Here is a 25,071-nt window from a genome sequence, read left to right as displayed (position 1 = left end):
GATGTCCGAAGTCAAGAAAACCGCCTCCGCACAGGGCGCGGGACCGGGCGGAAGCCCTGGTGAGCGCCGGGAGCCCGGCGGGGGATGGACGCGGTTCGTGACCGCGCGGCCCCGCCTCACCCTGCTCGTCGCCCTCGTCCTCACCGCCCTCGCGGTCCTCGCCGGCGGCGGCGTCGCCGACCGGATGGGCAGCGGCGGCTGGGAGGACCCGGCCGCCGAGTCCAGCTACGCCACCGCGGCCCTGGAGCGCGAGTTCCCCGGCTCCCAGCCGAACCTGCTGCTCCTCGTCGACGCCGGGAAGGCCGGGGTCGACGACCCCGCCGTGGCCGCCGAGGCCCGCCGGCTGACCGAACGGCTCGCCGCCGAGCCCGGCGTCGAGGGCGTCGGCTCCTACTGGGCCGGCGGCTCGCCCGCCCTCCGCTCCGAGGACGGCACCAAGGCCGTCGTCGCCGCCCGGATCGCCGGCGAGGAGAAGGAGGCCGGCGCACTCCTCGACCGCATCGCCCCGGCGTACCGGGGCACCCACGGACCCGTCGAGGTCACCCTCGGCGGCGGCCTCGCCGTCCGCCACGAGATGCAGACGATCATCCAGGAGGACCTGCTGCGGGCCGAGCTGATCGCCCTGCCCGTCACCCTGGTGCTGCTCGTCATGGTCTTCGGCAGCGCCGTCGCCGCCCTGCTGCCGCTCGGCGTCGGCATCGTCGCCATCCTCGGCACCAACGCGGTGCTGCGCGGGATCACCGAGTTCACCGACGTCTCCGTCTTCGCGCAGAACCTCACCACCGCGCTCGGCCTCGGCCTCGCCATCGACTACGCGCTCTTCGTCGTCCGCCGCTACCGCGAGGAACTGGCCGCCGGCGCCGACCCGTCCGCCGCCGTCCGCACCACCCTGCGCACCGCCGGGCGGACCGTGCTCTTCTCCGCGCTCACCGTCGCCGTCTCGCTCGCCGCCATGCTCGTCTTCCCGCAGTACTTCCTGCGCTCCTTCGCCTACGCGGGCATCGCCGTCGTCCTGCTCGCCGCGGCCGCCGCCCTCACCCTGCTGCCGGCCGCCCTCGTGCTCCTCGGCCACCGGGTCGACGCCCTCGACCTGCGCCGGCTCCTCCGCCGCCGCCGCGCCCCCGGGCCGGACGACACCGGGGCGGCCGCCGGCTGGACCCGGGCGGCCGGCCTGGTCATGCGCCGGGCCCCCGTCTTCGCCGTCCTCACCACCGCCGGCCTCGTCCTGCTCGGACTGCCCTTCCTCGGCGTGAAGTTCGGCACCGCCGACGACCGCCAGCTACCCGCCACGGCCACCTCCCGGATCGTCCAGGAGGAGCTCCGCGCCGGCTTCCCCGGCGACCCCGGCGGCACCCTCACCGTCCTCGCCGAGGGCGCCGCCACCCCCGCCGACTACGGCGCCTACCGCGAGCGGATCGCCGCCCTCGACGGCATCGTGCGGGTCGACGGCCCCGTGGTCTCCGGCACCGGGGCGGACGCCCACGCCTACTACAGCGTCGTCCCCGACGGACCGGCCACCGGCGAAGGAGCGCAGCACGCGGTCGGCGAACTGCGCTCCGCCGACGCCCCCTTCACCACCTCCGTCACCGGCCAGGCCGCCGTCCTCGTCGACTCCAAGGACGCCATCGGCGAGCGGCTGCCCTGGGCCGCCGGCATCGTCGTCCTCGTCACCCTGCTGCTCGTCTTCCTGCTCACCGGCAGCGTCCTCATCCCCGTCCAGGCCGTCGTCCTCAACGCCCTCAGCCTCACCGCCATGTTCGGCGCCGTCGTCTGGGTCTTCCAGGACGGGCACCTCTCCGGACTCCTCGGCTTCACCGCCACCGGCGACATCGAGACGACCCTGCCCGTCCTCATGTTCTGCGTCGCCTTCGGCCTCTCCATGGACTACGGCGTCTTCCTGCTCTCCCGCATCAAGGAGGAGTACGACTCCACCGGCGACCACGAGGGCGCCGTCCGCTTCGGCCTGGCCCGCACCGGCGGACTCATCACCGCCGCCGCCGTCATCCTCGCCGTCGTCATGGTCGCCATCGGCACCTCCCGGGTCACCAACACCAAGATGCTCGGCCTCGGCGTCGCCCTCGCCGTCCTCATGGACGCCATGGTGGTCCGCAGCCTCCTCGTCCCCGCGGTCATGAAGCTCACCGGCCGGCTCACCTGGTGGGCCCCCGGACCGCTGCGCCGCTTCCACGACCGCTTCGGCATCAGCGAGTCCGAGCAGCCGCCCGCCGCCGCGGCCGGCACCCCCGAGGAGCGACGCGAGCCCGTCGGCGCCCGCGGCTGACCCGTCCCCGCACGCGGCGCGGCGCCGCCCCCCCGGACTCCACCGGAGGACGGCGCCGCGCACGGGACGGACGGAGCGGGTCAGTCGCGGCGGGCCCGATTGCCGGGACGGCTCGCGACCCAGGCCCGGACGGTGTCCGCGTACCAGAAGGGCTTGCCCGACTCGACGCGGTCGGGCGGCGGCAGCAGCCCGTGTTTCCGGTAGGACCGCACCGTGTCCGGCTGCACCCGGATGTGCGCGGCGATGTCCTTGTACGACCAGAGGCTTCTGTCCGTCATGCCTGTACCTCCCTCACGCCCCGTGCCACGCAGCGGTGGCGGGGGTGCCGTTCGGGGGCGCTGCGGGCGGTGGCGTCGGTGACCACTGAGCCTGTGCCCCGAGAACGACCCGCTCGGACGGCCGGGGAGCGGCTGTCGAACGCCTGTGACGTGAAGCCCGCGTAACCGCGACATGCGTGACGGGGGCGCGACCCCCGTGACAGAAGTGACGAACGGTCACAACGGCGCGCCCGCGTGCGCCGGAGCGCTCCAGGGGTCCGCGGCGGACCGTCCGCCTACAGGCCGCAGGACCGGAGGTAGTCGCGGGTGCGCAGCGCGATCGGGTAGGGCGCGTCCGGCTCGCACGGGTACATGTCCTGCTCCACGATCGCGAAGAGCTCCACGTCCAGCGCCGCCGCGGCCGCGAGCACCGGCTCCAGGGCCGGCACGCCCGCCGGCGGCTCGCACATCACCCCGCGCGCCACCGCGGGGCCGAACGGCAGGCCCTCGTCCCGCACCGCCGCCAGCACCGCCGGATCCACCTGCTTCAGATGCAGGTAGCCGACGCGCTCCCCGTAGGTCTCGATCAGCTTGACGCTGTCCCCGCCCGCGTACGCGTAGTGCCCGGTGTCCAGGCAGAGCGCCACCGCCTCCGGATCGGTCGCGTCCAGGAAACGGGTCACGCTCTCCTCGTCGTCGAGATGCGTGTCGGCGTGCGGATGGACCACGATCCGCAGCCCGTACCGCTCCCGCACCTCCCGGCCCAGGCGCTCCGTCAGCGCGGTGAGATCCCGCCACTGCTCCGCCGTCAGCACCCGGTCCTCCAGGACCTCGCCGGTCCTGTCGTCCCGCCAGAAGGACGGGATCACCACCAGGTGCCCGGCGCCCATGGCCTGCGCCAGGGCCGCGTTCTCCGCGACGTGCGCCCACGTCCGCTCCCACACGGCCGGACCGTGGTGCAGCCCGGTGAAGACCGTGCCGGCCGACACCCGCAGCCCGCGCCGCGAGGTCTCCTCGGCCAGCAGCGCCGGATCGGTCGGCAGATAGCCGTACGGACCCAGCTCGATCCACTCGTATCCGGCCCCCGCCACCTCGTCCAGGAACCGCTGCCACGGCACCTGCCGGGGATCGTCGGGGAACCACACCCCCCAGGAGTCCGGGGCGGAACCGATCCGGATGCGGCCGGGCGACGGCGGTGACGGCTTCGTCATGCCAGCCACCTTGACCGCGCCCCGGAGCAGCGTCAAGACACCCGCCGGACCCGCGGGGCATCCGTCCGAATGTCCGGACATATCGTTGACACGCCTCCCGGCGGAGGGCTAGACCTGGGAAAGGACGCCGGAGTCGAGAGGTGGCACGGGTGGAGTCGGAGCCGTACGACCTGATCACCATGGGGCGGCTCGGCGTCGACCTCTACCCCCTCCAGAGCGGCGTCGGACTCGACCGGGTCGAGACCTTCCGGCGCTTCCTCGGCGGCTCCCCGGCCAACGTGGCCGTCGCCGCCGCCCGCCTCGGCCGCCGCACCGCCCTGATCAGCCGCACCGGCGCCGACCCCTTCGGCGGCTTCCTCCGGCGCGAGCTCAAGGAGTTCGGCGTGGACGGCCGCTGGGTCACCGAGGTCCCCGGCCTCGCCACCCCCGTCACCTTCTGCGCCCTCTTCCCGCCCGACGACTTCCCCCTCACCTTCTACCGCCGCCCCAAGGCCCCCGACCTGGAGATCCACCCGCACGAGCTGGACCTCGACGCGATCCGCGCCGCCCGCGTCCTGTGGACCACAGGCACCGGACTCAGCGAGGAACCCAGCCGCGCCGCCACCCTCACCGCCCTGCGGGCCCGCGCCCGCCGCGCCCCCACCGTCCTCGACCTCGACTGGCGGCCCGCCTTCTGGCCCGATCCGGCCACCGCCCGCCCCCACTACGCCGAGGCCCTGCGGCACGCCACCGTCGCCGTCGGCAACGCCGAGGAGTGCGAGGTCGCCACCGGCGAACGCGACCCGGAGGCCGCCGCCCGCGCCCTGCTCCGCCTGCTCGCCCCCGGCACCCCCGGCGACCCCGCCGGCGTCCCGCTCGCCGTCGTCAAACGCGGCCCCGAGGGCGTCCTCGCGCTCGCCGCCGACGGGCGCCGCGCCGTCGTCCCGCCGCTGCCGGTCGACGTCGTCAACGGCCTCGGCGCCGGGGACGCCTTCGGCGGCGCCCTCGTCCACGGCCTCCTCGCCGGCCTCCCCCTGGAGGACGTCCTGCGCCGTGCCGGCGCCGCCGGCTCGATCGTCGCCGGCCGGCTGGCCTGCTCCTCCGCCATGCCCGACGCCGCCGAGATCGACCGCGCCCTCGCCGCCGGCTCGGGCACCCTCCCGGGGCGGCCGGAGGACGACCCCCGGTGACCACCGGCCGGCGCCGCCGGCCCCCGCCCCTCCCGTCCCTTCCGCCCCCCACCACCAAGGACCGCAGCCGGTGACCAGCCGCCGCCTCCACCTCCCCGCCGGGACCGCCGCGCGGGGGCCGTACGCCCTGGACATCGACCCCGGGAGGGCCGGGTGGAGCCGTTCCGCCCTCCGCGTCCTCGACCTGCCACCCGGCGCGAGCCACGTCTTCGACAGCGCGGATGCCGAATGGGTGGTGCTTCCCCTCGCCGGGAGCGGTACCGTGCGCGTCGACGGGGAGCTCTTCGAACTCGGGGGCCGCACCGACGTGTTCGCCTCCGTGACCGACTTCGTCTACGTACCGCGCGACGCCCACGCCCAGATCGCCTCCGGCGCGGGAGGCCGCTTCGCTTTGGCAGGAGCGAACTGCGAGCGACGACTCCCCGCCCGCTACGGCCCCGCGCCGGAGGTTCCCGTGGAGGACCGCGGGAGCGGTGACCGCGCCCGCCGGGTACGGAACTTCGCCTCCGCCGACGCCTTCCCCTGCGACCGGCTGATCGCCGTCGAGGTGATCACCCCCGGTGGGCACTGGTCCTCGTACCCGCCGCACAAGCACGACGAGCACCGCCCCGGGACCGAGTCCGTCCTGGAGGAGATCTACTACTACGAGATCGCGGACCCGCGCGGCTACGCCTACCAGCGGATCTCGCCCTCGCGGGCCGGCGGTGCCGACCTCCTCGCCGAGGTCCGGCACGGCGACGCCGTCCTGGTCCCCGACGGCTGGCACGGCCCCTCGATCGCCCAGCCGGGCCACGACCTCTACTACCTCAACGTCATGGCGGGCCCCGGCCCCGAACGGGCATGGAAGATCAGCTTCCACCCGGACCACACGGAGGGATACGCATGAGGCTCACCGTGGCCCAGGCGCTCGTCCGCTTCCTCGCCGCCCAGTACACCGAGCGCGACGGCGAACGGCACCGGCTGATCGCCGCCACCTGGGGCATCTTCGGCCACGGCAACGTCGCCGGGATCGGCCAGGCGCTGATCGAGGAAGACGGCATGCCCTTCCACCAGGGCCGCAACGAACAGGCCATGGTGCACGCCGCCGTCGGCTACGCCCGCCAGTCGAACCGGCTCTCCGCGCACGCCGTCACCACCTCCATCGGCCCCGGCGCCACCAACCTCGTCACCGGCGCCGCCCTCGCCACCATCAACCACCTGCCGGTCCTGCTCCTGCCCGGCGACACCTTCGCCGGCCGCCCCGCCGACCCCGTCCTCCAGCAGCTGCAGGTGCCGTACGCCGGCGACGTCTCCGTCAACGACTGCCTGCGGCCCGTCTCCCGCTACTTCGACCGGATCGTCCGCCCCGAGGCCCTGATCCCGGCCGCCCTGGAGGCCATGCGGGTCCTCGCCGACCCGGCCGCCACCGGCGCCGTCACCCTCGCCCTCCCGCAGGACGTGCAGGCCGAGGCGTACGACTGGCCCGAGCGGTTCTTCGCCGAGCGGACCTGGCGGATCCGCCGGACCTCGCCCGACGAGGCCGAACTCGACGCGGCCGCCGCCGCGATCGCCGGAGCCGCCCGCCCGCTGATCGTCGCCGGCGGCGGCGTCCGGCACAGCGGCGCCGAGGACGCCCTCGCCGAGCTCGCCTCGCTCACCGGCATCCCCGTCGCCGCCACCCAGGCCGGCAAGGGCGCCCTGCCCCACGGCCATCCCCAGGACGTCGGGGCCGTCGGCCACACCGGCACCGCCGTCGCCGACCACCTGGCCCGCACCGCCGACGTCGTCCTCGGCGTCGGCACCCGCTGGACCGACTTCACCACCGCCTCCGGGACCCTCTTCGGCCACCCCTCCGCCCGCTTCGTCAACCTCAACACCGCCGCCTTCGACGCGCACAAACAGAACGCCCTGCCGCTCGTCGCGGACGCCCGCGAGGGGCTCGAACAGCTCCACGCGCTCCTCGACCCGCACCACGTGCCCGCCCCCTACGTCCACGAGTACGCCGAGGAGAAGCTGCGCTGGGAGGCCCGCGTCACCGCCGCCTACGCCGCCCCCGACGAGGACGCCCTCCCCACCCAGACCCAGGTCCTCGGCGTGCTCGACACCCTGGTCGACGCCACCGACATCCTGATCAACGCCGCCGGTTCGCTCCCCGGCGACCTCCACAAGCTCTGGCGGACCCGTTCCCGCGACCAGTACCACGTCGAGTACGGCTACTCCTGCATGGGCTACGAGATCCCCGCCGCCATCGGCGTCCTCCTCGCCGCCCCCGGCCGGCCCGTCTGGGCACTCGTCGGCGACGGCACGTACCTGATGAATCCCACCGAGATCGTCACCGCCGTACAGGAACGCCTCCCGCTGAAGCTGGTGATCCTCCAGAACCACGGCTACGCCTCCATCGGCGGCCTCTCCGAGGCCGTCGGCGCCGAGCGGTACGGCACCGACTACCGGCGGCGGGCCGCCGACGGAGGCTTCACCGGCCCCCCGCTCCCCGTCGACCTCGGGGCCAACGCGGCCTCCCTCGGGATGCGCGTGCTGCGCCCCCGCACCATCCGTGACCTGCGGGAAGCCCTCGCCGATGCCCGGGCCGCCACGGATCCCACATGTGTCTACGTCGAGACCGAAACGGCAGACAGTGTGTCGGGCCCGCCCCCGGCCCAGGCGTGGTGGGATGTGCCCGTGGCCGAGATCTCGACCCGCCCGTCGGCGGTCAAGGCCCGCGAGGAGTACGACCGGCACGTCACCGCCCGACGCCGCCATCTCTGAAGGCCCCGAAGGAGTAACACGTCATGACGAAGAGCGTCCACCACTGGATCGGTGGCAAGACCGTCGAGGGCACGTCGGGCAACTGGGGCCCGGTCACCGACCCGGCCACCGGTGCCGTCACCACCCAGGTCGCCCTCGCCTCGGTGGAGGAGGTCGACGCGGCCGTCGCCGCCGCGAAGGACGCCTTCGCCACCTGGGGCACCTCCTCGCTGGCCCAGCGCACCACCGTCCTCTTCGCGTTCCGCGCGCTGCTCGACGCCAACCGCGACGCGATCGCCGAGCTGATCGTCGCCGAGCACGGCAAGGTCCACTCCGACGCCCTCGGCGAGGTCGCCCGCGGCCTGGAGATCGTCGACCTGGCCTGCGGCATCACCACCCAGCTCAAGGGCGAGCTGTCCACCCAGGTCTCCAACCGGGTCGACGTCGCCTCGATCCGCCAGCCCGTCGGCGTCGTCGCCGGCATCACGCCCTTCAACTTCCCGGCCATGGTGCCGATGTGGATGTTCCCGATCGCCATCGCGACCGGCAACACCTTCGTCCTCAAGCCGAGCGAGAAGGACCCCTCGCCGTCCCTGAAGATCGCCGAGCTGCTCGCCGAGGCCGGCCTGCCGGACGGCGTCTTCAACGTCCTGCACGGTGACAAGGTCGCCGTCGACCGCCTCCTGGAGCACCCGGACGTCGCCGCGATCTCCTTCGTCGGCTCGACCCCGATCGCCCGGCACATCCACACCACCGCCTCCGCGAACGGCAAGCGCGTCCAGGCGCTCGGCGGCGCCAAGAACCACATGCTGGTCCTCCCGGACGCCGACCTCGACGCCGCCGCCGACGCCGCCGTCTCCGCCGCCTACGGCTCCGCCGGCGAGCGCTGCATGGCCATCTCCGCCGTCGTCGCCGTCGGCGCCATCGGCGACGAGCTGGTCGAGAAGATCCGCGAGCGCGCCGAGAAGATCAAGATCGGCCCCGGCACCGACCCGACCTCCGAGATGGGCCCGCTCATCACGGCCGCCCACCGCGACAAGGTCGCCTCCTACGTCACCGGCGCCGAGGCCGAGGGCTGCACGGTCGTCCTCGACGGCACCGGGTACACCGTCGAGGGCCACGAGAACGGCCACTGGATCGGCCTCTCCCTCCTCGACCACGTGCCCACCACCGCCAAGGCCTACCAGGACGAGATCTTCGGCCCGGTCCTCTGCGTGCTGCGCGCCGAGACGTACGAGGAGGGCCTCGCCCTCATCAATGCCTCGAAGTTCGGCAACGGCACCGCGATCTTCACCCGCGACGGCGGCGCCGCCCGCCGCTTCCAGCTGGAGGTCGAGGCCGGCATGGTCGGCGTCAACGTGCCGATCCCGGTGCCGGTGGGCTACCACTCCTTCGGCGGCTGGAAGGACTCGCTCTTCGGGGACCACCACATCTACGGCAACGACGGCGTGCACTTCTACACCCGCGGCAAGGTCGTCACCACCCGCTGGCCCGACCCGGCCGACGCCCCCGCCGGCGTGGACCTGGGCTTCCCCCGCAACCACTGACCCCTCACAGGTCGTACGACGGCCCCCGGTGCGCACTCCGCACCGGGGGCCGTCGAACGTGCCGGGATCAGCCCACGTGCCAGCAGGTGGCCTCGAAGTCCGACACGTGGACACTGCCCGCCGAGGCTTCGACCGCGCTGAACCAGCAGCCGTCCACGTCACCGGCGTGCGCGGCGGCGGGGGAGGCGGCGATGAAGCCGACCGCGAGCAGACCGGCCAGAGCGATCGAGATGCGCCGAAGCATGTTCTCTCCTTCGAGTGGGGGTTGACTCGCCACGACTCTTCGGCACCTTCCGGCCCGCCGCACGCCGGGAGGCGCGATCGAGTGGAGCCGTTCGGCCGTCCCGGGCGTACCGCGACCGCTGTACGCGGACCGTACGGCGTACGACTCCAGGAGGCCGCCCGTGCACAGGCGGCCCGCCTAGGCTCGGGGGTATGCGACTCCGACTTCCCCGGTGGGCCGCGGTGACCGCCGTCCTCACCGTCCTCGCGGGCGCCGGCACCTGGACCGCCGTCGCCCTGGACGAACCACCGCCCGTGCAGCGCGAGGACCGGGCCCTCGATCTCGACGGGGTGCGGATCGACACCTCGTACTTCACCGGCGCCGGCACCGGCCGCCGCCCCGCCGTGCTGCTCGCCCACGGCTTCGGCGGCTCCAAGGACGACGTCCGCCCGCAGGCCGAACGGCTCGCCCGCGACGGCTACGCGGTCCTCACCTGGTCCGCCCGCGGCTTCGGCGCCTCCGGCGGGAAGATCGGCCTCAACGACCCCGAGCACGAGGTCCGGGACGTCCGGAAGCTCGTCGACTGGCTCGCCGCCCGCCCCGAGGTCCTCCTCGACAAGCCCGGCGACCCGCGCGTCGGCGTCTCCGGCGCCTCCTACGGCGGTGCCGTCTCCCTCCTCGCGGCCGGCCACGACCCCCGCGTCGACGCGATCGCCCCCGAGATCACCTACTGGAACCTGGCCGACGCCCTCTTCCCCCAGGGCGTCTACAAGAAGCTGTGGTCCGGGATCCTCTTCTCGATGGGCACCGGCCCCGGGAGCGACGCCTGCGGCCGCTTCGCCCCCGAGATCTGCGCCCTGAGGGAGCGCGTCGCCGTCTCCGGCCGGCCGGACGCCGCCGCCCGCGCCCTCCTGGAGGCCCGCAGCCCCTCCGCCGTCGGCGACCGCATCAAGGTCCCCACCCTCATCGTCCAGGGCCAGACCGACTCCCTCTTCACCCTCGACCAGTCCGACGCCATGGCCCGCGCCGTCGCCGCCAACGGCGCCCCCGTCGCCGTCGACTGGGCCGCGGGCGGCCACGACGGCGGCGACCGCGAGACCGGCCGGGTCGAGGACCGCGTCGGCGCCTGGTTCGACCGCTGGCTGAAGCGGGACGCCTCCGTCGACACCGGCCCCGCCTTCCGGGTCAGCCGCACCGGCGGCGTCGACTCCACCGACGGCCGCGCCACCCTCCGCGCCGCCACCGCCGACCGCTACCCGGGCCTGACCGCCGGCACCCGCGCACTCACCCTGGCCGGACCGCCGCAGCGCTTCACCAACCCGGCCGGCGCGGCCCCGCCCGCCGTCTCCGCCGTCCCCGGCCTCGGCGGCGGCCTCTCCGGCCTCTCCTCCTCCCTCGGCGTCGGCATCGCCCTCGACTTCCCCGGCCAGCACGCCCGCTTCGACGCGGCCCCGCAGACCGAGCCGCTCCGCGTCACCGGCACCCCGACCGTCCGCGTCAAGGTCACCTCCACGGCCGCCGACGGCTCCGCCGTCCTCTTCGCCAAGGTGTACGACGTCGGGCCCGACGGACGTCAGCAGGTGCTGCCCGCGCAGCTCGTCGCCCCGGTCCGGGTCGAGGACGCCGCCCAGGGCCGGCCGGTCACCCTCACCCTGCCCGCGATCGACCACGAGGTGGAGGCCGGCCACCGGCTGCGCCTGGTCGTCTCGGCCACCGACCTCGGCTACGCCTCCCCGGTCACCACCGCCGGCTACACCGTCGCCGTCGAGGGCCCCCTCACGGTGCCCACCGCCCCCGCCGTCACCACCCAGGCCGCCGCCCTGCCGTGGTGGGTGTGGGGCCTGCCGCTCGCCGGCCTCGCCGTCGCCGCGGCGCTCCTGCTGACCGCCCGCCGCCGCACGGCGACCCCGGCCCCGGACCCGGCACTGGCCTCCGTGCCCCTCCAGATCACCGGCCTGTCGAAGAAGTACAAGGGCGGCGAGCGGTACTCGGTCCGCGAACTCTCCTTCCGGGTCGAACAGGGCCAGGTCCTCGGCCTCCTCGGCCCCAACGGGGCGGGGAAGACCACCACCCTGCGCATGCTGATGGGCCTGATCACCCCCGACGAGGGCGAGATCCGCGTCTTCGGCCAGGCGATCCGCCCCGGCGCCCCGGTCCTCTCCCGGGTCGGCTCCTTCGTCGAGGGCGCCGGCTTCCTGCCGCACCTCACCGGCCGGGAGAACCTGGAGCTGTACTGGAAGGCCACCGGCCGCCCCGCCGAGGACGCCCACCTGGACGAGGCCCTGCGCATCGCCAACCTCGGCGGCGCCCTCGAACGGGCCGTCCGCACCTACTCGCAGGGCATGCGGCAGCGCCTCGCCATCGCCCAGGCCATGCTCGGCCTGCCCGACCTCCTCATCCTCGACGAGCCCACCAACGGCCTCGACCCGCCGCAGATCCGCGAGATGCGGGAGGTGATGATCCGGTACGCCGCCGGCGGCCGTACCGTCATCGTCTCCAGCCACCTCCTCGCGGAGGTCGAGCAGTCCTGCACCCACCTGGTCGTCATGGACCGCGGACAGCTCGTCCAGGCCGGCCCGGTCGCCGAGATCACCGGCGCCGGCGACTCCCTCCTCGTCTCCCTGGGCGCCCCCGTCCCCGACGCGCTCGTCGAGAAGATCGCCGCCCTGCCCGGCGTCGGCTCGGCGGTCCGCGCCGACGACGGCCTCCTGGTCCGCCTCGACGCCCCCGACGGCGCCGCCGCCGACACGACCGCGCTGATCGGCGAACTCGTCCGGCTGGACGTCCCGCTGACCGGCGTCGGCCCGCACCGCCGCCTGGAGGACGCGTTCCTCACCCTGATCGGAGGTTCCGCATGACCGCGACGGCCACCGGCCCCGGCCCCGGCCCCGAGGCCCTCGCCCCCGGCTACCGGCCCGGGCGCACCCTGCCGCTGCGGGTCGAGGCGCTGCGCCAGTGGAAGCGCCGCCGCACCCTGGTGATGGCCGGGGTGATCGCCGCCCTGCCCTTCGTCCTGATCGTCGCCTTCGCCATCGGCGGCCCCGACGCCGACGACCGCGGCGGCCGGATCACCCTGATCGACACGGCGACCGCCTCGGGCGCCAACTTCGCGGCGACCTGCCTCTTCGTCTCGGCCGGTTTCCTCCTCGTCATCCCCGTGGCGCTCTTCTGCGGCGACACCGTCGCCTCCGAGGCCGGCTGGTCCTCGCTCCGCTATCTGCTGGCCGCTCCCGTGCCGCGCTCCCGGCTGCTCGCCGCCAAGCTGACGGTCGCGCTCGGCTACAGCACCGCGGCGCTCTTCCTCCTCCCGCTGCTGGCCCTCGCCGTCGGGACGGTCGCCTACGGCTGGGGCCCGCTCCAGCTGCCCACCGGCGGCTCGCTCCCGGCGGGGGATTCCGTCGTCCGGCTGCTCATCGCCACCTCCTTCGTCCTGGTCTCCCAACTGGTCACCGCGGGGCTTGCCTTCTGGCTCTCGACCCGCACCGACGCCCCGCTCGGCGCGGTCGGCGGTGCCGTCGGCCTGACCATCGTCGGCAACGTCCTGGACGCGATCACGGCACTGGGCGACTGGCGCGACTTCCTGCCCGCGCACTGGCAGTTCGCCTGGATCGACGCCCTCCAGCCCCGGCTGGAGTGGGGCGGGATGGCGCAGGGCGCGGCGATCTCCGTCACCTACGCCCTGGTCCTCTTCGCGCTCGCCTTCCGCGGCTTCGCCCGCAAGGACATCGTGTCCTGAGACCGGACCCGGCCGGTGGTCTCACAACCACCCCCTCCGAGCCGCTTCCGCGCCCGCGCGGAAGCGGCTCGTCGTCCCCAGGGCCGCCATCAGCTCGCCCACCCGCCGGCTGTACGTCCGCGCCGACATGCCGAGCCGGGCCGCGGCCGTCTCGTCCGTCAGCCCCGAGAGGAGCGCCTCCAGGACCGGCCGCAGTTGTTCCGGCGGCCCGCCCGAAGGCCGCGGCGGCGGGATGTGGCTCAGCTCCTCGGCCACCGTCCAGCAGGCCTGATGGGCCCGCACCAGGGCCTGCACCACCACCGGGTCCCGGATCAGCAGCAGCCCGTTGTAGAGCAGCTCGAGGTCGAGCGGGACCGCCGCGACCGTCCGGTCCACCACGATCAGCTTGAACGGGATGGCGTCGGCGAACCGCGCCCGCCCCGGTATCCACGGCCCGTCCCCCAGCCGGGGCAGCGCGTGCCGCGGCACGATCCGCCGCACCTCCCCGGCCCGCTCCGCCGCCGCGCGCATGCACGCTCCCGCCAGCTCCAGGAACGGCTCGGGGATCGCACGGTCCGCCGAGGCCACCGGATCGTCGAAGGTCAGCAGCTCGTGCCGGGTCGAGGCGGCCAGCCCGGCGAGCGCCGCGCTGATCCGCCGCGCTCCCCGGACCGGGCGCCCCGCGGGCCGCTGTCCCTCGGTCGCGGCCCGGTTCATCGCCGAACGGGCGAGCACCACGGAGCCCGCGCTCTCTGCCACCGCTGACCACCCCCGCCCGATCGATGTCCACTCCATGTACGCATGCGACTCCGCACGGTGACAAGCCCTGTGGACAAACCTGGCGTCTCCATGCCATCACCCCCCGATCCGGCTCACTCTTCGCTCCCGGCCCGTCGCCCATCCCTTCCCGATCCGCCGGTCGTTGCCACATCGAGATCCATCCGCAACCCCTTCGCGGGGTCCGCGCGCGCCCCCCGTTCGTCACAGTCGCAGGAGCCGGGCGCGGCTCCCGCCGCTCCCGGCGGGTTTCCGTGCCCGGCGCAAGGTCCTCACCGAAACGGGGAGTTGTCCATGAACCGTGCTCACAGGAGAACCGGCGTCCTCGCCGCGGCGCTCGCCGCCGGGCTGCTCCTCGGCGGCTGCGCCGGCGCAGGCGGGGCGGACGAGGCGAGCGGCGACCACCGGAAGGCCGCCCCCGACGGCGGCCGCACCGCCGCGCCCGCCCCCTCGGCCGCCGCCCCCTCCGCCCCCTCCGAGGGGAGCGCCACCGACCGGCCCGAGGGCGAGCAGCGGGCGCCCGGCGCCGCCCCCGACTACCTCTCCACCTTCGCCCTGGACGTCGACACCGCCTCGTACGGCTACGCCCGCCGCATGCTCGCCGACGGCCGGCTGCCCGACCCGTCCACGGTGCGGCCCGAGGAGTTCGTCAACAGCTTCCGCCCCGACTACCCGCGCCCGGCCGACGACGGCTTCAGCGTGACCGTCGACGGCGCCGCCACCGGCGCCGAGGGCTGGTCGCTGGTCCGGGTCGGCCTCGCCACCCGGGCCGCGGACCGCGCCGGCGAACGCCCGCCCGCCGCCCTCACCTTCGTCGTCGACGTCTCCGGCTCGATGGGCGAGCCGGGCCGCCTCGACCTCGTCCAGCACTCCCTGCGGCTCGCCGCCGACGAGCTCCGCGACGACGACTCGGTCGCCGTGGTCGCCTTCAGCCACGAGGCCGAGACCGTGCTGCCGATGACCCGGCTCGGCGAGGGCCGCGAGCGCGTCCGCGAGGCCGTCGACTCCCTCGCCGTCCGGTCCTCCACCAACCTGGAGGCGGGCCTGCGCACCGGCTACGACGTGGCCGCCGAGGGCCGCCGCGAGGGCGCCACCAACCGGGTCGTGCTGCTCTCCGACGCCCTCGCCAACTCCGGCGAGACGTCCGCCGACGCTCTCCTCGCCCGCATCGACGAGCAGCGCAGGGAGCACGGCATCACCCTCTTCGGGGTGGGTGTCGGCAGCGACTACGGCGACGCGCTGATGGAACGGCTCGCCGACGAGGGCGACGGCCAGACCGCGTACGTCTCCACCCAGGAGCAGGCCCGGAAGGTCTTCGTCGACCAGCTCCCCGCCCAGGTCGAACTGCGCGCCCGGGACGCCAAGGCGCAGGTCGCCTTCGACCGGGCGACCGTGGAGCGGTTCCGGCTGATCGGCTACGAGAACCGCGAGGTCGCCGACGAGGACTTCCGGAACGACCGGACCGACGGCGGCGAGGTCGGCGCCGGGCACACCGTCACCGCCCTGTACGTGGTGAAGACCCGGCCCGGCGCGAGCGGCCGGATCGCCACCGCCACCGTCCGCTGGCTCGACCCCGACTCCCGCTCCCCGCAGGAGCGTTCGGGCATCGTCGAGGCCACCGCGCTCCGTGCCGGGCTCTGGGACTCCGGTCACGACAGCCTGCAGCTCTCCGCGATCTCGGCCTACTTCGCCGAGCAGCTGCGCGGCGGCTCGCTGCCCGGCGCCCCGCTTCTCGGCGAACTGGCCGCGCACGCGGACGCCATCCGGGGCCGGTCGGGCTCGGCGGTGGTGGGAGAGCTGGCCGAAGCGGTCCGGCAGGCCGACCGGCTGATCGGTGAACGTCCGGCACAGAAAGGGGAGTTCAAGTCCTCCGACCCGTACGCCTGAGCCCGCGGGCGGCCCGTGCGCGCACGGGCGCGGGCCGCCACCTGGGGAACGGGCGGCTCCGCCGGAGGGGCGGCATCATGAGCGCATGGCCACCCTGCTGCTCGCCCTCGCCGTCGGAAGCACCGGCCTCTACGCCGGGTTCTTCCTCATCTTCCTGACCGGGATCATGCCCGCCCTGGGCCGCCTCACGGACGCCGCGTTCGTCACCGCGATGCGCCGGGTGAACGAGGCGGTGCCCAGGGCGGTCTTCCTCACCGTCTTCGCCGGGGTCGCGGCGCTGCCCCTCGCCGCCTATCTCGTGCCGGCCGACGACCGGACCGGTGCGCAGCGCTGGCTGGTGCTCGCCGGCTTCGTCTGCGCGGTCCTCAACCACCTGGTCACCGTCGTCGGCAACGTCCCCCTCAACAACGCGCTCGCCGCCGCCGAGGGGCCCGACGAGGACCCGTCCGCGTCCCGCGCCGCCTTCGAACTGCGCTGGAACGCCTACCACCGGATCCGCACGGCGCTGATCGTCGTGGCCTTCGGCCTGCTCACCGCCGCCGCCGTCGGCTGACCCCGGTGCGTACCGGCCCGGCAGGGGGAAACCGACTGCCGGGTCCGCTTGCCCTCCAGGTTGGCGCGATCTCGTCGAAGATCGCCTTCCACGCATCCACAGGGACCCTTCAAAACCAAACTACCGAGTCCGAAAGCTGCCTTTGCCGTACATCTACTTTCAGCCCCTGGCGCGAACCCGGCGTCCTTATATCCCGGCAAAGGGGGTGAATCACCCCGATTTCAGGGACCCGGATTCCGTACCTTCCGGTTTCTTATTGACATGACCCGGGGGGTCTTTTTTTAATCAACCCGAGGATCCGCGTGCGCAGACACCGAGGGGGCAAAGTGGACGTCCACATCCTGGGGGGACTGTCGGTCCGTGAGGGCGGAATGTCGATCACCCCGACCGCCGCCGCGCCGCGCCAGGTGCTCGCCCTGCTCACCGCCTTCGCCGGGCAGGTCGTCCCCGTCACGGTCCTCACCGAGGAGCTCTGGCCGTCCGGAGCCCCGCGCGGCGCGCGTACCGAACTCGCCACCCACATAGCCGAGCTGCGCGCGCTCATCGCCCGCGCGCTGCACGCGTCCGAGGGCGGCGACGCGCCGGCCGGCTGGACCGAGGAGCGCACCGCCGACGCGGTCCTGGTCTCGCTCCCCGGCGGCTACCGCCTCGACACCGGCGTCGGCGCCCACGACATCGGGCAGTTCGAGCGCGCGGCGGGCGCCGGCTACCGCGCCATGGACGCCGGGGACCTGGCCCGCGCCTCGATGCGGCTCGGCGAGGCCCTCTCCCTCTGGCGCGGCGACCCCTACGCGGGCGTGGCCGCGGGCCCCTGCCTCCGCCGCGAGATCGAACGGCTGGAGACGGCCCGCCTCAGCGTCCTCGACCAGTGGGTCGAGGCCCAGCTCGGCCTCGGCCGGCACGAGGAGATCCTCTCCGAACTCCCCGGACTCGCCGCCCGCTACGCCACCAACGAACCGCTCCAGGCCCACCTCATGGTCGCCCTGCTCCGCTGCGGCCGCCACGAGGAGGCCCTCGCCGTCTACGAGCGGCTGCGCTCGGTCCTCCACCGGGAGACCGGCATGGAGCCCTCCGCGCGGCTCCGCCGCCTCCAGCACTCGGTCCTCGCCGTCCGCCACACGCGCGTGGGCGCCGGCGGCCCGACCCCCCGCACCGAGGTCCCCGCCGCCGCCTTCGGCCCCGCGTACGCGACCACCGCCGCCGTGGCCGCCGCGCCCGTGACCACCGTCACGGCCGCCGCGCGCGGCGAGGGAACGCCGCCGGTCATCTGGTACGGCCCCGCCGTCCCGCGCGTCCCCGGTCAGCCCCAGGGCGGCCGCGCCGACACCGCCCTCAAGGGCGTGGCGGTGGCCGTCTGACGGCGCGTCGCCTCCGTCCTCGGAGGGAATCGGGACCGCGGGGAACGAAGTGCCGCACGTCACCGTTGACCCACTTCCGGGACCGAATTAGTTTCGGCCGCCAGGACGGGTTTCCTCCGAGGTGCCCGATTTAAGCTTGACGACGGGGGTGGGGGCCATGGACACGTACGGCGTGGACGGGGGCGCGGGCGCCGACGCGCTGCTCGCCGTCCTGGAGCTGCTCGCCGGAGAGGGCCTGCCCGGCCAGTTCGAGGCGCTCCTCGACGAGGCCCGCATCGCCGGGCTCGACGGGGCCGGCCTCGCCCGGCTGGAGCGGGCCGTCACCCTCGCCCGCACCCTCCACACCGAGCGCGCCGTCGGCCGCGCCCGCGCCGACCAGCGGGGCGCCTCCCTCGCCGCGCTCACCGACACCGCGCGCGACCTGACGCTCAGCTACGACCTCGACGGCCTCCTCCGGATCGTCACCCGCCGCGCCCGCCGCCTGCTCGGCCTCGACATGGCGTACGTGACCCTGCGCGGCCCCCAGGGCGCCTGCTACATCCGCGTCACCGAGGGCTCCCGCACCGGCGGCGACACCGGCGAGGCCAACGGGCCCGGACTCAGCGTCGGCCTGCGGATCGGCACCGGCAACTGCCTCGGCGGCGTCGTCCAGCGCTCCGGCGAACCCGTCTGGACCCCCGACTACCCGGCCGACGAGCGGTTCACCAGCGGCCAGGCACCCGACCCGGCCGCCGCCCTCGACGACGCCGAGGTCGTCGACCCCGGCGACGAGGCCGTCCGCGCCGAAGGGCTGCGCGCCATCGTCGCCGTCCCGCTCCGCAGCGGCGACTCCGTCATCGGCGCCCTCTTCGGCGCCGACCGCCGGGTCCGCGAGCACACCCCGCAGGAGATCGCGCTGCTCGGCGCCCTCGCCGACCTGGCCGCCCTCGCCGTGGAGAAGGCCGGACTCCTCGACCGCACCCGCGCCGAACTCACCGAACTGGAACGGGACAGCGCCCGCGTGCGCACCAGCCTCACCCGGATGCGGCACGTCAGCGAGGCCCACGGCCGGATCATGAACCTGGTCCTCGCCGGCGGCGACCTCCCGCACGTCGCCAAGGCCGCGGGCGACGCGCTCGACGCCACCGTGATGGTCTGCGACCCCGGCGGCCGCCGGCTCGCCGCCAGCGGCGACTTCCCCGGCCTCGACGAGGACGCCGTCGCCAAGGCGTCCCTCGACGCCCACGCGCTGCGCCGGCCGGTCCTCGCCGCCGACTCCGTCTGGGTCGCCCCCGTCATCGCCGGCTCCGAGGACCTCGGCGGCCTGGTGGTCCGTGCCGAGGGCGGCCTCACCGAGGAGGACGAACGGCTCCTCGAACTCGTCGCCCAGTCCGTCGCCCTGCTCCTCCTCATGCAGCGCTCCAGCGCCGTCGCCGAGGGCCCCGTCCGCGACGAACTCCTCGACGACCTCATCGCCGACCCGCCGCACGCCCCGCAGCAGAGCGCCCGGCGCGCCCGCCGCCTCGGCGTGGACCTGCGCAGACCGCACGTCCTCGTGGTCGCCCGGCCGGAGGGCGGCGAACAGGGCCGGGCGGTCGTCTGGGCGTCCTCGTACGCGTACCGGCTCGCCGGCCTCAAGACCGTGCAGGGCGGCTGCATCGTGCTGCTGCTCCCCGGCGTGGACGCCTCCGCCGCCGCGGCGGCCGTCTCCGAGGAGCTCACCCCGCTCCTCGGCCACCCCGTCTCGGTCGCCGCCGCGGGACCCGGCGGCAGCCCCGACGCCGTCGGACCGCTGTACGCGGAGGCGCTGCGCTGCCTGGACGCGATGAGCGCCCTCGGCGGTACGGGCTCCGCCGCGGCCGTCACCGACCTCGGCTTCCTCGGCATGCTGCTCTCCGACGACCACGACGTGGACGGCTTCGTGGAGAACGCGATCGGGCCCGTCCTCGACTACGACGCCGAGCGGCTCACCGACCTCACCCGCACCCTGGAGGCGTACTTCGCCTCCGGCTCCAGCCCCACCAACGCGGCCGAGGCGCTGCACGTCCACCCCAACACGGTCTCCCGGCGGCTGGAGCGGATCGGTGAACTCCTCGGCCCCGGCTGGCAGAAGCCCGGCCAGGTTCTGGAGGTCCAGCTCGCCCTGCGGCTCCAGCGCACCCGCGAGGTGCTGGCCCGCCGCAGGGCCGCCACGGCCCCGGCCCGCCCGGCCGACTGACCCGCGCCCGACGGGGCGTCAGCCGGCCGCGCGGCGGGTGACGTAGCCCGAGCCGTACCCCCCCGCCTCCCACGCCGACCCGAGCACCGTCGCCGTGTGCGCGGCCGAGGCCAGCGTGATGTGCCGGTGCCAGCCCCGGTACGAGCGGCCCACGAAGTCCCGCAGCCCCGCCTCCTCGCCGACCGCGGCGAAGTCCCGGTCCACCCGCTGCGTCAGCTTCGTCAGCCGCAGCAGCGAACCGACCGTCGCCTGCGTGAGGTCGCTGATCCACACCCGGGCCGGACCCCGGCGCGGGTCGTCCCACTCGCCGAGCAGCATCAGCGGCCGCATCCGCTCCCCGCCGGGGGACGGCAGCGCGACCCGGACGGCGGTGGCCAGCGAGGTGCGCGAGGTCCGCGCGCCGCCGACCGTGTCCACCCAGCTCACCGGCCTGCGCAGCCCCTTCAGGGACTCCAGTATCTGGGCCGCCGGGAGCGGGCCCGCGCCGAAACCGGGCAGCGAGCGGTCCGCGATCGCCAGCCGCGAACCGGCCCCGATCCGCGCCACCACCGGCACCCCGGCGGCCGCCAGCCGGGTCAGCGCCGACCGGCCCGCGCCGCCCCGGATGTCGAGCAGCACCGGCTTGCGGGTGATGTCGGTCCAGCGGGCGGTGTCGAGGGCGGCGGCGACCGCGCACTCCTCCAGCGTCTCCTCGCCCGCCTCGTCCGGCACCTCCGCGCGGTCACGGCGCGTCCGGTCCTTCACCCACGGGTCCGGCAGGAACAGCCGCCAGTTGACCGGCGCGCTCAGCTCCTCGCCGGCGAACCACACGCCGAACGCCTGCTGGCCCTGGAAGACCTGGCCGCGCTCCGGGTCGAAGCGCCGGTCCACGCCCACCGAGTGCTCGCCGGCCTTCGGGATCGGCATCGGCCGCACCACCCACGCCTGCGGGTGCGCGGCACGCTCCAGGAACCGCCCGAGGGAGGCGCGCATCGGCTGCCAGTCCCAGGTGGAGCTGGAGATGAAGTGGTGCAGGCTCTGCTCGGCGGCCGGGCCGCCGATCTGCGCGGCGATGTTCCGGATCGACTTCCGGCCCTGCGCGGTGAGCAGGCCGTGCAGGTACTGCTCCGCCTTCAGCCGCTGGTCGCGGCGGGCGAAGCCGGAGAAGAGCGCGGTGGACAGCTCGGTGAAGACGTCCTCGCCGGGACGGGGGGCGACGGCCCGGGGGACGGCGCGGACCCGGGGCCGCGGCACGGTCAGCGGCGCGGCCGCGGCGGCGGTCCCGTACTTGATGGCGACGGATGTACTCACGACACTCCTGCCCGTCCTGTCCGAAGGGTGCGCAGCTGCCTCCCGCTGCTCCACCACCGTCGCCCGGGCTCCCCCTCCCCGACGAGGTGGACCCGGCACCCGATTCGGCCGCCGGATGGTGGCCGGACCACCGTCCCGCCCCTGACCTGCGGTTCCACCCCCTCCGGCGGGGCCGTCAAGGACGTGTGAACGGCCCCCGGAGGGGCCCGTTCACCTCTCCGCCACCCGGCGACGGTGGTCCGGCCACCACACCCCTGACAGCGCCCCGGATGGCCGGTACCCACCCCCCGGCGACGGGTTCCGGACAGCTCCCGGGCGCGCCGCCGGGTGAGCTGACAGACTCGACGGACCGGCTTTGACCGGTCGCTCTCCGTCGCCGGACCATCGCAGAGCGAGGCGACACGGGCCCCCGGTTAATGCCCCAGGCCGGCACCGCCCGTGGCGCCTCGCCCCACACCGCGTCCGCGCCCGTACCGCCCTCTAACCTGGGGGTATGGGAACGCGTGGGCAGGCACCGGTCGTCGCCGTGGTCGCGGCCGGCGGGGTGCTCGGCGCGACCGCCCGCTACGCGGCCGGCCTCCTCTGGCCCACCGCACCCGGCGCCTTCCCCTGGACGGTCCTCCTGGTGAACGCGCTCGGCTGCGCCGCGATCGGCCTGCTGACGGTCTTCGCCACGGAGGCGCCCACGGCACCGCACCCGCTGCTGAGGCCCTTCCTCGGCACCGGCTTCTGCGGTGGCTTCACCACCTTCTCGACCTACGCCCTCGACACCCGGCGGCTCCTCGGCGCGGACCACACCGCCGCCGGCGTCCTCTACCTGGGCGGGACGCTGGTCGCCGCGCTCGCCGCCGTCGTGGCGGGCGTCGCCGCCGGCCGGGCCCTGTGGGTGAGGAAGGAGACGGCATGACACCGCCGCACACCGGTCCGGCGCTCCGGCTCACCGTCGTCGTCGGCGAGAACGACACCTGGCACCACCGCCCGCTCTCCACCGAGATCGTGCACCGCGCCCACGCCGCCGGGCTCGCCGGCGCCTCCGTCTTCCGGGGCGTCGAGGGCTTCGGTCGGTCGTCCCGCATCCACACCGCGCGGCTCCTCTCGCTCAGCGAGGACCTGCCGGTGGCGGTCCTGATCGTGGACGAGGAGGAGCGGATCCGCGCCTTCCTGCCGGAGCTGGACGAGCTGGTGACGGACGGTCTGGTGGTCCTCGACGCCTGCGAGGTGGTGCGCCGGCCGGGCTCCGCCGGCCCCCCGGAAGGGGCACCGGCGGAGTGAACTGGCTGTTCGTGGCGCTCGGCGCCGCCGTGGGCGCACCCCTGCGCTACCTCACCGACCGGGCCGTGCAGGCCCGCCACGACTCGGTCTTCCCCTGGGGGACCCTCGCCGTCAACGTGGTGGGCTCGTTCGTGCTCGGGCTGCTCACCGGCGTCACCTCGGCGCAGGCGCAGCTGCTGCTCGGCACCGGCCTGTGCGGCGCCCTCACCACGTACTCGACCTTCTCGTACGAGACGCTGAAGCTGTACGAGGGCGGGGCGAAGGGGTACGCGGTGCTGAACGTGGCGGGCAGCCTGACCGCCGGGCTCGGAGCCGTATGGCTCGGAACCGAGGCGGCCGGGCTGCTCTAGGCCGTCTCTTCCGGATCATGCCGGGCTCGCGACGCCTGGCACGCACCCTCGCCGCGTTGTCGTCAGTCAGCAACGCTCCGCGTCGACTCCCTCCTCCGCCTTGCGAGCGCACGCACCAGACGCCGCTCCCTGATCCGGCCTGATCCGAAAGAAACGACCTAGTGATCTGAGTCAGAGATTCGTCGGCAGTAGGCGGCGACCTTGTCGAGAATCTCGTCGGCGGTTTTCGTCCAGACGAAGGGCCTGGGGTGCTCGTTCCAGTCGGCGAGCCAGGCCCGGATGTCGCGTTCGAGGGCCTGGACGGAGCGGTGGACGCCGCGCTTGAGCTTCTTCTGCGTGAGTTCGGCGAACCACCGCTCGACCAGGTTCAGCCAGGACGCGCTGGTCGGCGTGAAATGCAGGTGGAACCGCGGATGGGCCAGCAGCCACTTCTTGATGTCGGGTGTCTTGTGCGTCGCGTAGTTGTCCAGGATCAGGTGAACCTGCAGATCAGCCGGGACTTCCTTGTCCAGCTTGGTCAGGAACTTCTTGAACTCCGCTGCCCGGTGGCGCCGGTGGAGGGAGCCGATGACCTTGCCGGTGGCTACTTCGAGCGCGGCGAACAGGGTCGTGGTGCCGGCCCGGACATAGTCGTGGCTGCGGCGTTCAGGAACACCAGGCACCATCGGCAGCACCGGCTGGGACCGGTCCAGGGCCTGGATCTGCGACTTCTCGTCCACGCAGAGCACCAGAGCCTTCTCCGGCGGATCGAGATACAGACCGACGACGTCGCGGACCTTGTCGATGAACAACGGATCGGTCGACAGCTTGAACGTCTGCGACCGGTGCGGCGCCAGCGCGAACGCCCGCCAGATCCGCGAGACCGTCGACTGGGACATGCCTGTCGCCGCGGCCATCGACCTCGTCGACCAGTGGGTCGCGTTCTTCGGGGTCTCCTCGAGCGTCTTGACGATCACCCGCTCGACGTCGGCATCGGTGATCTTCCTCGGGACGCCGGGCCTCGGGTCGTCGCACAAACCGTCCAAGCCGCGTTCGATGAACCGGCGCCGCCAGGTGCGGACCGTGTCCGGAGTGACCCGCAGCCGGCGGGACACCTCCATGATCGAGTGGCCTTCGGCGCACTCCAGCACGATCCGCGACCTCTGGGCCAGAGCCTGGGCCGTCGTCCGGCGACGCAACCAGCCTTCCAGCACCGCCCGCTGGGCGTCAGTGACCGACAACGGCGGAATCTTCGGACCAGGACGACTCATGCCCAACCAACGACGAATCTCCGACTCAGGTCACTAGGCCGGGCCGCCCGTGGCCGGTACGTCAGGCGGTGATCCAGTCGGAGGTGGCGATCACCGGCTGGACGCCGTCGCGGTGGACGGTGCCCTCGATGAGGCCGTACATGCGGTCCGCCGCGAAGTACACCTCGTTCTCGTTCTTCAGGCCGAACGGCTCCAGGTCCACCAGGAAGTGGTGCTTGTTCGGCAGGTTCAGCCGCACCTCGTTGACCGTCGGCACGTGGTCGAGGACCCGGCAGGCCATCGCGTGCAGGGTCTGCTGGAGCGAGTAGCTGTACGTCTCCGCGAACGCCTCCAGCATGTGCCGGCGGGCCTTCCGGTAGGAGCGGTCCCAGTCGTGCTCCGGGTCCGCCGCGGCCGTGGCCGAGTGCGCCCAGCGGGCGGTGACCTTGGTGGCCAGGATCCGGTCGTACGCCTCCTGGAGCGTGGTGTACTCGTCCTTGATGAAGCCGTGGAACTCGGAGTCGGTCGAGTTCATCACGGTGAGGTCCTTCAGCCCGGACAGCACCTGGAGACCGGTCGACTCGCTGTACGTGACCTGCGCGGTGCGGACCTCCTGGCCCTTGCGGACGAAGGAGTGCTGCTCCTTGCGGGTCGGCACCGGGATCCGCTCCCAGGCGAACTCCTCGACGCGGATCTGCGCCTCGCGGATCACCTCCTGGGAGGTCACGAAGTGCCGGGCGAGCAGGATCGCGAACGCCTCGGGGGAGTCGACGCCGTGCTCCTTGGCGAAGGCGTAGACGGTGTTCTTGGTGGTGTCGGTCGGCAGGCAGTTGGCGTTGTCACCGGTCAGGTGGACGTCGCGGTACTCGCCGCGCAGCGCCACCGACACGTTCAGGTCGCGGATCTCGTGCCAGGCGCCGTCCTCGCCGCCACGGCGGGCGATGCGGACGATGCGGTTCTCGGCCTTGCCGTACTGGTTCTGGGCCAGAACGTGCTTGCTCATGCAGCTCAGCTCCTGCGGGTACGCGGAT

21 protein-coding genes are annotated in these 25,071 nt (G+C 74.2%); 14 read left to right on the top strand and 7 right to left on the bottom strand.

What is annotated here, in order from left to right; genetic code table 11:
• The first annotated feature begins 1 nt into the window (after position 1).
• Positions 2-2,281: an MMPL family transporter gene (locus ABFY03_RS13920; RefSeq protein WP_346170025.1), complete on the top strand. Its 2,280-nt coding sequence runs from the start codon at positions 2-4 to the stop codon at positions 2,279-2,281.
• Between the two features lie 80 nt (positions 2,282-2,361).
• On the opposite strand, the gene ABFY03_RS13915 is transcribed toward ABFY03_RS13920, so the two are convergent.
• Both ABFY03_RS13915 and ABFY03_RS13910 read right to left on the bottom strand, forming a co-directional pair.
• Positions 2,362-2,559, bottom strand: a complete 198-nt coding sequence (locus ABFY03_RS13915) for a helix-turn-helix transcriptional regulator (protein ID WP_189945676.1) — start codon at positions 2,557-2,559, stop codon at positions 2,362-2,364.
• Between the two features lie 275 nt (positions 2,560-2,834).
• Positions 2,835-3,749, bottom strand: coding sequence for a sugar phosphate isomerase/epimerase family protein (locus ABFY03_RS13910; RefSeq protein ID WP_319011418.1), 915 nt, complete (start codon positions 3,747-3,749; stop codon positions 2,835-2,837).
• A 179-nt stretch (positions 3,750-3,928) separates the two neighbouring features.
• Between ABFY03_RS13910 and iolC the strand changes: the two genes are divergently transcribed.
• From iolC to mmsA, 4 genes are all read left to right on the top strand, one after another.
• Positions 3,929-4,918, top strand: coding sequence for a 5-dehydro-2-deoxygluconokinase (iolC, locus tag ABFY03_RS13905; RefSeq protein ID WP_319011441.1), 990 nt, complete (start codon positions 3,929-3,931; stop codon positions 4,916-4,918).
• A 70-nt stretch (positions 4,919-4,988) separates the two neighbouring features.
• Entirely contained in the window at positions 4,989-5,804 is an 816-nt protein-coding gene (gene iolB / locus ABFY03_RS13900; protein ID WP_319011419.1) for a 5-deoxy-glucuronate isomerase, read from the top strand.
• Positions 5,801-7,663, top strand: coding sequence for a 3D-(3,5/4)-trihydroxycyclohexane-1,2-dione acylhydrolase (decyclizing) (gene iolD / locus ABFY03_RS13895; RefSeq protein WP_346170024.1), 1,863 nt, complete (start codon positions 5,801-5,803; stop codon positions 7,661-7,663). The genes iolB and iolD overlap by 4 nt, the downstream gene beginning before the upstream one ends.
• 23 nt (positions 7,664-7,686) lie before the next feature.
• Entirely contained in the window at positions 7,687-9,189 is a 1,503-nt protein-coding gene (gene mmsA / locus ABFY03_RS13890) for a CoA-acylating methylmalonate-semialdehyde dehydrogenase (RefSeq protein WP_319011421.1), read from the top strand.
• Between the two features lie 67 nt (positions 9,190-9,256).
• Here mmsA and ABFY03_RS13885 read toward each other — a convergent pair whose 3' ends face one another.
• Positions 9,257-9,433 (bottom strand): hypothetical protein, encoded by a 177-nt coding sequence (locus ABFY03_RS13885; RefSeq protein WP_319011422.1) that lies wholly within the window; start codon positions 9,431-9,433, stop codon positions 9,257-9,259.
• A 191-nt stretch (positions 9,434-9,624) separates the two neighbouring features.
• Between ABFY03_RS13885 and ABFY03_RS13880 the strand changes: the two genes are divergently transcribed.
• Positions 9,625-12,270 carry an alpha/beta fold hydrolase gene (locus ABFY03_RS13880; protein ID WP_319011423.1) on the top strand — a complete coding sequence of 882 codons (2,646 nt, stop codon included), beginning with the start codon at positions 9,625-9,627 and terminating at the stop codon, positions 12,268-12,270.
• Positions 12,267-13,148 carry an ABC transporter permease gene (locus ABFY03_RS13875; RefSeq protein WP_346170023.1) on the top strand — a complete coding sequence of 294 codons (882 nt, stop codon included), beginning with the start codon at positions 12,267-12,269 and terminating at the stop codon, positions 13,146-13,148. The genes ABFY03_RS13880 and ABFY03_RS13875 overlap by 4 nt, the downstream gene beginning before the upstream one ends.
• 21 nt (positions 13,149-13,169) lie before the next feature.
• On the opposite strand, the gene ABFY03_RS13870 is transcribed toward ABFY03_RS13875, so the two are convergent.
• Positions 13,170-13,886, bottom strand: coding sequence for a helix-turn-helix domain-containing protein (locus ABFY03_RS13870; protein ID WP_319011425.1), 717 nt, complete (start codon positions 13,884-13,886; stop codon positions 13,170-13,172).
• Between the two features lie 312 nt (positions 13,887-14,198).
• Here ABFY03_RS13870 and ABFY03_RS13865 point away from each other — a divergent pair, with 312 nt between their 5' ends.
• The 4 genes from ABFY03_RS13865 to ABFY03_RS13850 all read left to right on the top strand — a co-directional run bounded on the left by ABFY03_RS13865 (position 14,199) and on the right by ABFY03_RS13850 (position 19,899).
• Positions 14,199-15,791 carry a vWA domain-containing protein gene (locus ABFY03_RS13865; RefSeq protein ID WP_346170022.1) on the top strand — a complete coding sequence of 531 codons (1,593 nt, stop codon included), beginning with the start codon at positions 14,199-14,201 and terminating at the stop codon, positions 15,789-15,791.
• Positions 15,792-15,876: 85 nt separating this feature from the next.
• Entirely contained in the window at positions 15,877-16,344 is a 468-nt protein-coding gene (locus ABFY03_RS13860; protein WP_346170021.1) for an anthrone oxygenase family protein, read from the top strand.
• 326 nt (positions 16,345-16,670) lie between these two features.
• Entirely contained in the window at positions 16,671-17,702 is a 1,032-nt protein-coding gene (locus tag ABFY03_RS13855; RefSeq protein WP_346170020.1) for an AfsR/SARP family transcriptional regulator, read from the top strand.
• A gap of 157 nt (positions 17,703-17,859) precedes the next feature.
• Entirely contained in the window at positions 17,860-19,899 is a 2,040-nt protein-coding gene (locus tag ABFY03_RS13850) for a helix-turn-helix domain-containing protein (RefSeq protein ID WP_319011429.1), read from the top strand.
• Between the two features lie 18 nt (positions 19,900-19,917).
• Here ABFY03_RS13850 and ABFY03_RS13845 read toward each other — a convergent pair whose 3' ends face one another.
• The gene (locus ABFY03_RS13845) at positions 19,918-21,138 is read right to left on the bottom strand and encodes an IS701 family transposase (RefSeq protein WP_428838205.1); all 1,221 of its coding nucleotides are present in this window, start codon (positions 21,136-21,138) and stop codon (positions 19,918-19,920) included.
• A gap of 544 nt (positions 21,139-21,682) precedes the next feature.
• On the opposite strand from ABFY03_RS13845, the gene crcB (ABFY03_RS13840) reads away from it, so the two are divergent.
• Genes crcB (ABFY03_RS13840) through crcB (ABFY03_RS13830) form a run of 3 tightly spaced genes read left to right on the top strand, consistent with a single transcriptional unit; the run spans position 21,683 to position 22,811 of the window.
• The gene (gene crcB, locus ABFY03_RS13840; RefSeq protein ID WP_319011431.1) at positions 21,683-22,096 is read left to right on the top strand and encodes a fluoride efflux transporter CrcB; all 414 of its coding nucleotides are present in this window, start codon (positions 21,683-21,685) and stop codon (positions 22,094-22,096) included.
• On the top strand, positions 22,093-22,461 hold the full coding sequence (locus tag ABFY03_RS13835; RefSeq protein WP_319011432.1) for a DUF190 domain-containing protein: 369 nt from the start codon (positions 22,093-22,095) through the stop codon (positions 22,459-22,461). The genes crcB (ABFY03_RS13840) and ABFY03_RS13835 overlap by 4 nt, the downstream gene beginning before the upstream one ends.
• Positions 22,458-22,811, top strand: coding sequence for a fluoride efflux transporter CrcB (gene crcB / locus ABFY03_RS13830; RefSeq protein ID WP_319011433.1), 354 nt, complete (start codon positions 22,458-22,460; stop codon positions 22,809-22,811). The genes ABFY03_RS13835 and crcB (ABFY03_RS13830) overlap by 4 nt, the downstream gene beginning before the upstream one ends.
• Positions 22,812-22,969: 158 nt before the next feature.
• On the opposite strand, the gene ABFY03_RS13825 is transcribed toward crcB (ABFY03_RS13830), so the two are convergent.
• Positions 22,970-24,061, bottom strand: coding sequence for an IS630 family transposase (locus ABFY03_RS13825; RefSeq protein ID WP_346169304.1), 1,092 nt, complete (start codon positions 24,059-24,061; stop codon positions 22,970-22,972).
• A gap of 61 nt (positions 24,062-24,122) precedes the next feature.
• Positions 24,123-25,043 carry a factor-independent urate hydroxylase gene (pucL, locus tag ABFY03_RS13820; protein WP_346170018.1) on the bottom strand — a complete coding sequence of 307 codons (921 nt, stop codon included), beginning with the start codon at positions 25,041-25,043 and terminating at the stop codon, positions 24,123-24,125.
• Positions 25,044-25,071 lie beyond the last annotated feature (28 nt).

The sequence above is a fragment of the Streptomyces roseofulvus genome, from assembly GCF_039534915.1.
Classification (GTDB): Bacteria; Actinomycetota; Actinomycetes; order Streptomycetales; family Streptomycetaceae; genus Streptomyces; species Streptomyces roseofulvus.
Note: the sequence above shows the minus strand (reverse complement) of the source record. Positions and strands in the feature narration are given on the sequence as shown.

Coding starts and splice junctions, on each gene's coding strand:
- ABFY03_RS13865 (WP_346170022.1), top strand. CDS start 14,199: ATGAACCGTGCTCACAGGAGAACCGGCGTCCTCGCCGCGGCGCTCGCC.
- iolC (WP_319011441.1), top strand. CDS start 3,929: ATGGGGCGGCTCGGCGTCGACCTCTACCCCCTCCAGAGCGGCGTCGGA.
- ABFY03_RS13915 (WP_189945676.1), bottom strand. CDS start 2,559: ATGACGGACAGAAGCCTCTGGTCGTACAAGGACATCGCCGCGCACATC.
- ABFY03_RS13825 (WP_346169304.1), bottom strand. CDS start 24,061: ATGAGTCGTCCTGGTCCGAAGATTCCGCCGTTGTCGGTCACTGACGCC.
- ABFY03_RS13920 (WP_346170025.1), top strand. CDS start 2: ATGTCCGAAGTCAAGAAAACCGCCTCCGCACAGGGCGCGGGACCGGGC.
- ABFY03_RS13835 (WP_319011432.1), top strand. CDS start 22,093: ATGACACCGCCGCACACCGGTCCGGCGCTCCGGCTCACCGTCGTCGTC.
- pucL (WP_346170018.1), bottom strand. CDS start 25,043: ATGAGCAAGCACGTTCTGGCCCAGAACCAGTACGGCAAGGCCGAGAAC.
- ABFY03_RS13910 (WP_319011418.1), bottom strand. CDS start 3,749: ATGACGAAGCCGTCACCGCCGTCGCCCGGCCGCATCCGGATCGGTTCC.
- ABFY03_RS13875 (WP_346170023.1), top strand. CDS start 12,267: ATGACCGCGACGGCCACCGGCCCCGGCCCCGGCCCCGAGGCCCTCGCC.
- ABFY03_RS13860 (WP_346170021.1), top strand. CDS start 15,877: ATGGCCACCCTGCTGCTCGCCCTCGCCGTCGGAAGCACCGGCCTCTAC.
- ABFY03_RS13850 (WP_319011429.1), top strand. CDS start 17,860: ATGGACACGTACGGCGTGGACGGGGGCGCGGGCGCCGACGCGCTGCTC.
- crcB (WP_319011431.1), top strand. CDS start 21,683: ATGGGAACGCGTGGGCAGGCACCGGTCGTCGCCGTGGTCGCGGCCGGC.
- mmsA (WP_319011421.1), top strand. CDS start 7,687: ATGACGAAGAGCGTCCACCACTGGATCGGTGGCAAGACCGTCGAGGGC.
- iolD (WP_346170024.1), top strand. CDS start 5,801: ATGAGGCTCACCGTGGCCCAGGCGCTCGTCCGCTTCCTCGCCGCCCAG.
- ABFY03_RS13885 (WP_319011422.1), bottom strand. CDS start 9,433: ATGCTTCGGCGCATCTCGATCGCTCTGGCCGGTCTGCTCGCGGTCGGC.
- ABFY03_RS13880 (WP_319011423.1), top strand. CDS start 9,625: ATGCGACTCCGACTTCCCCGGTGGGCCGCGGTGACCGCCGTCCTCACC.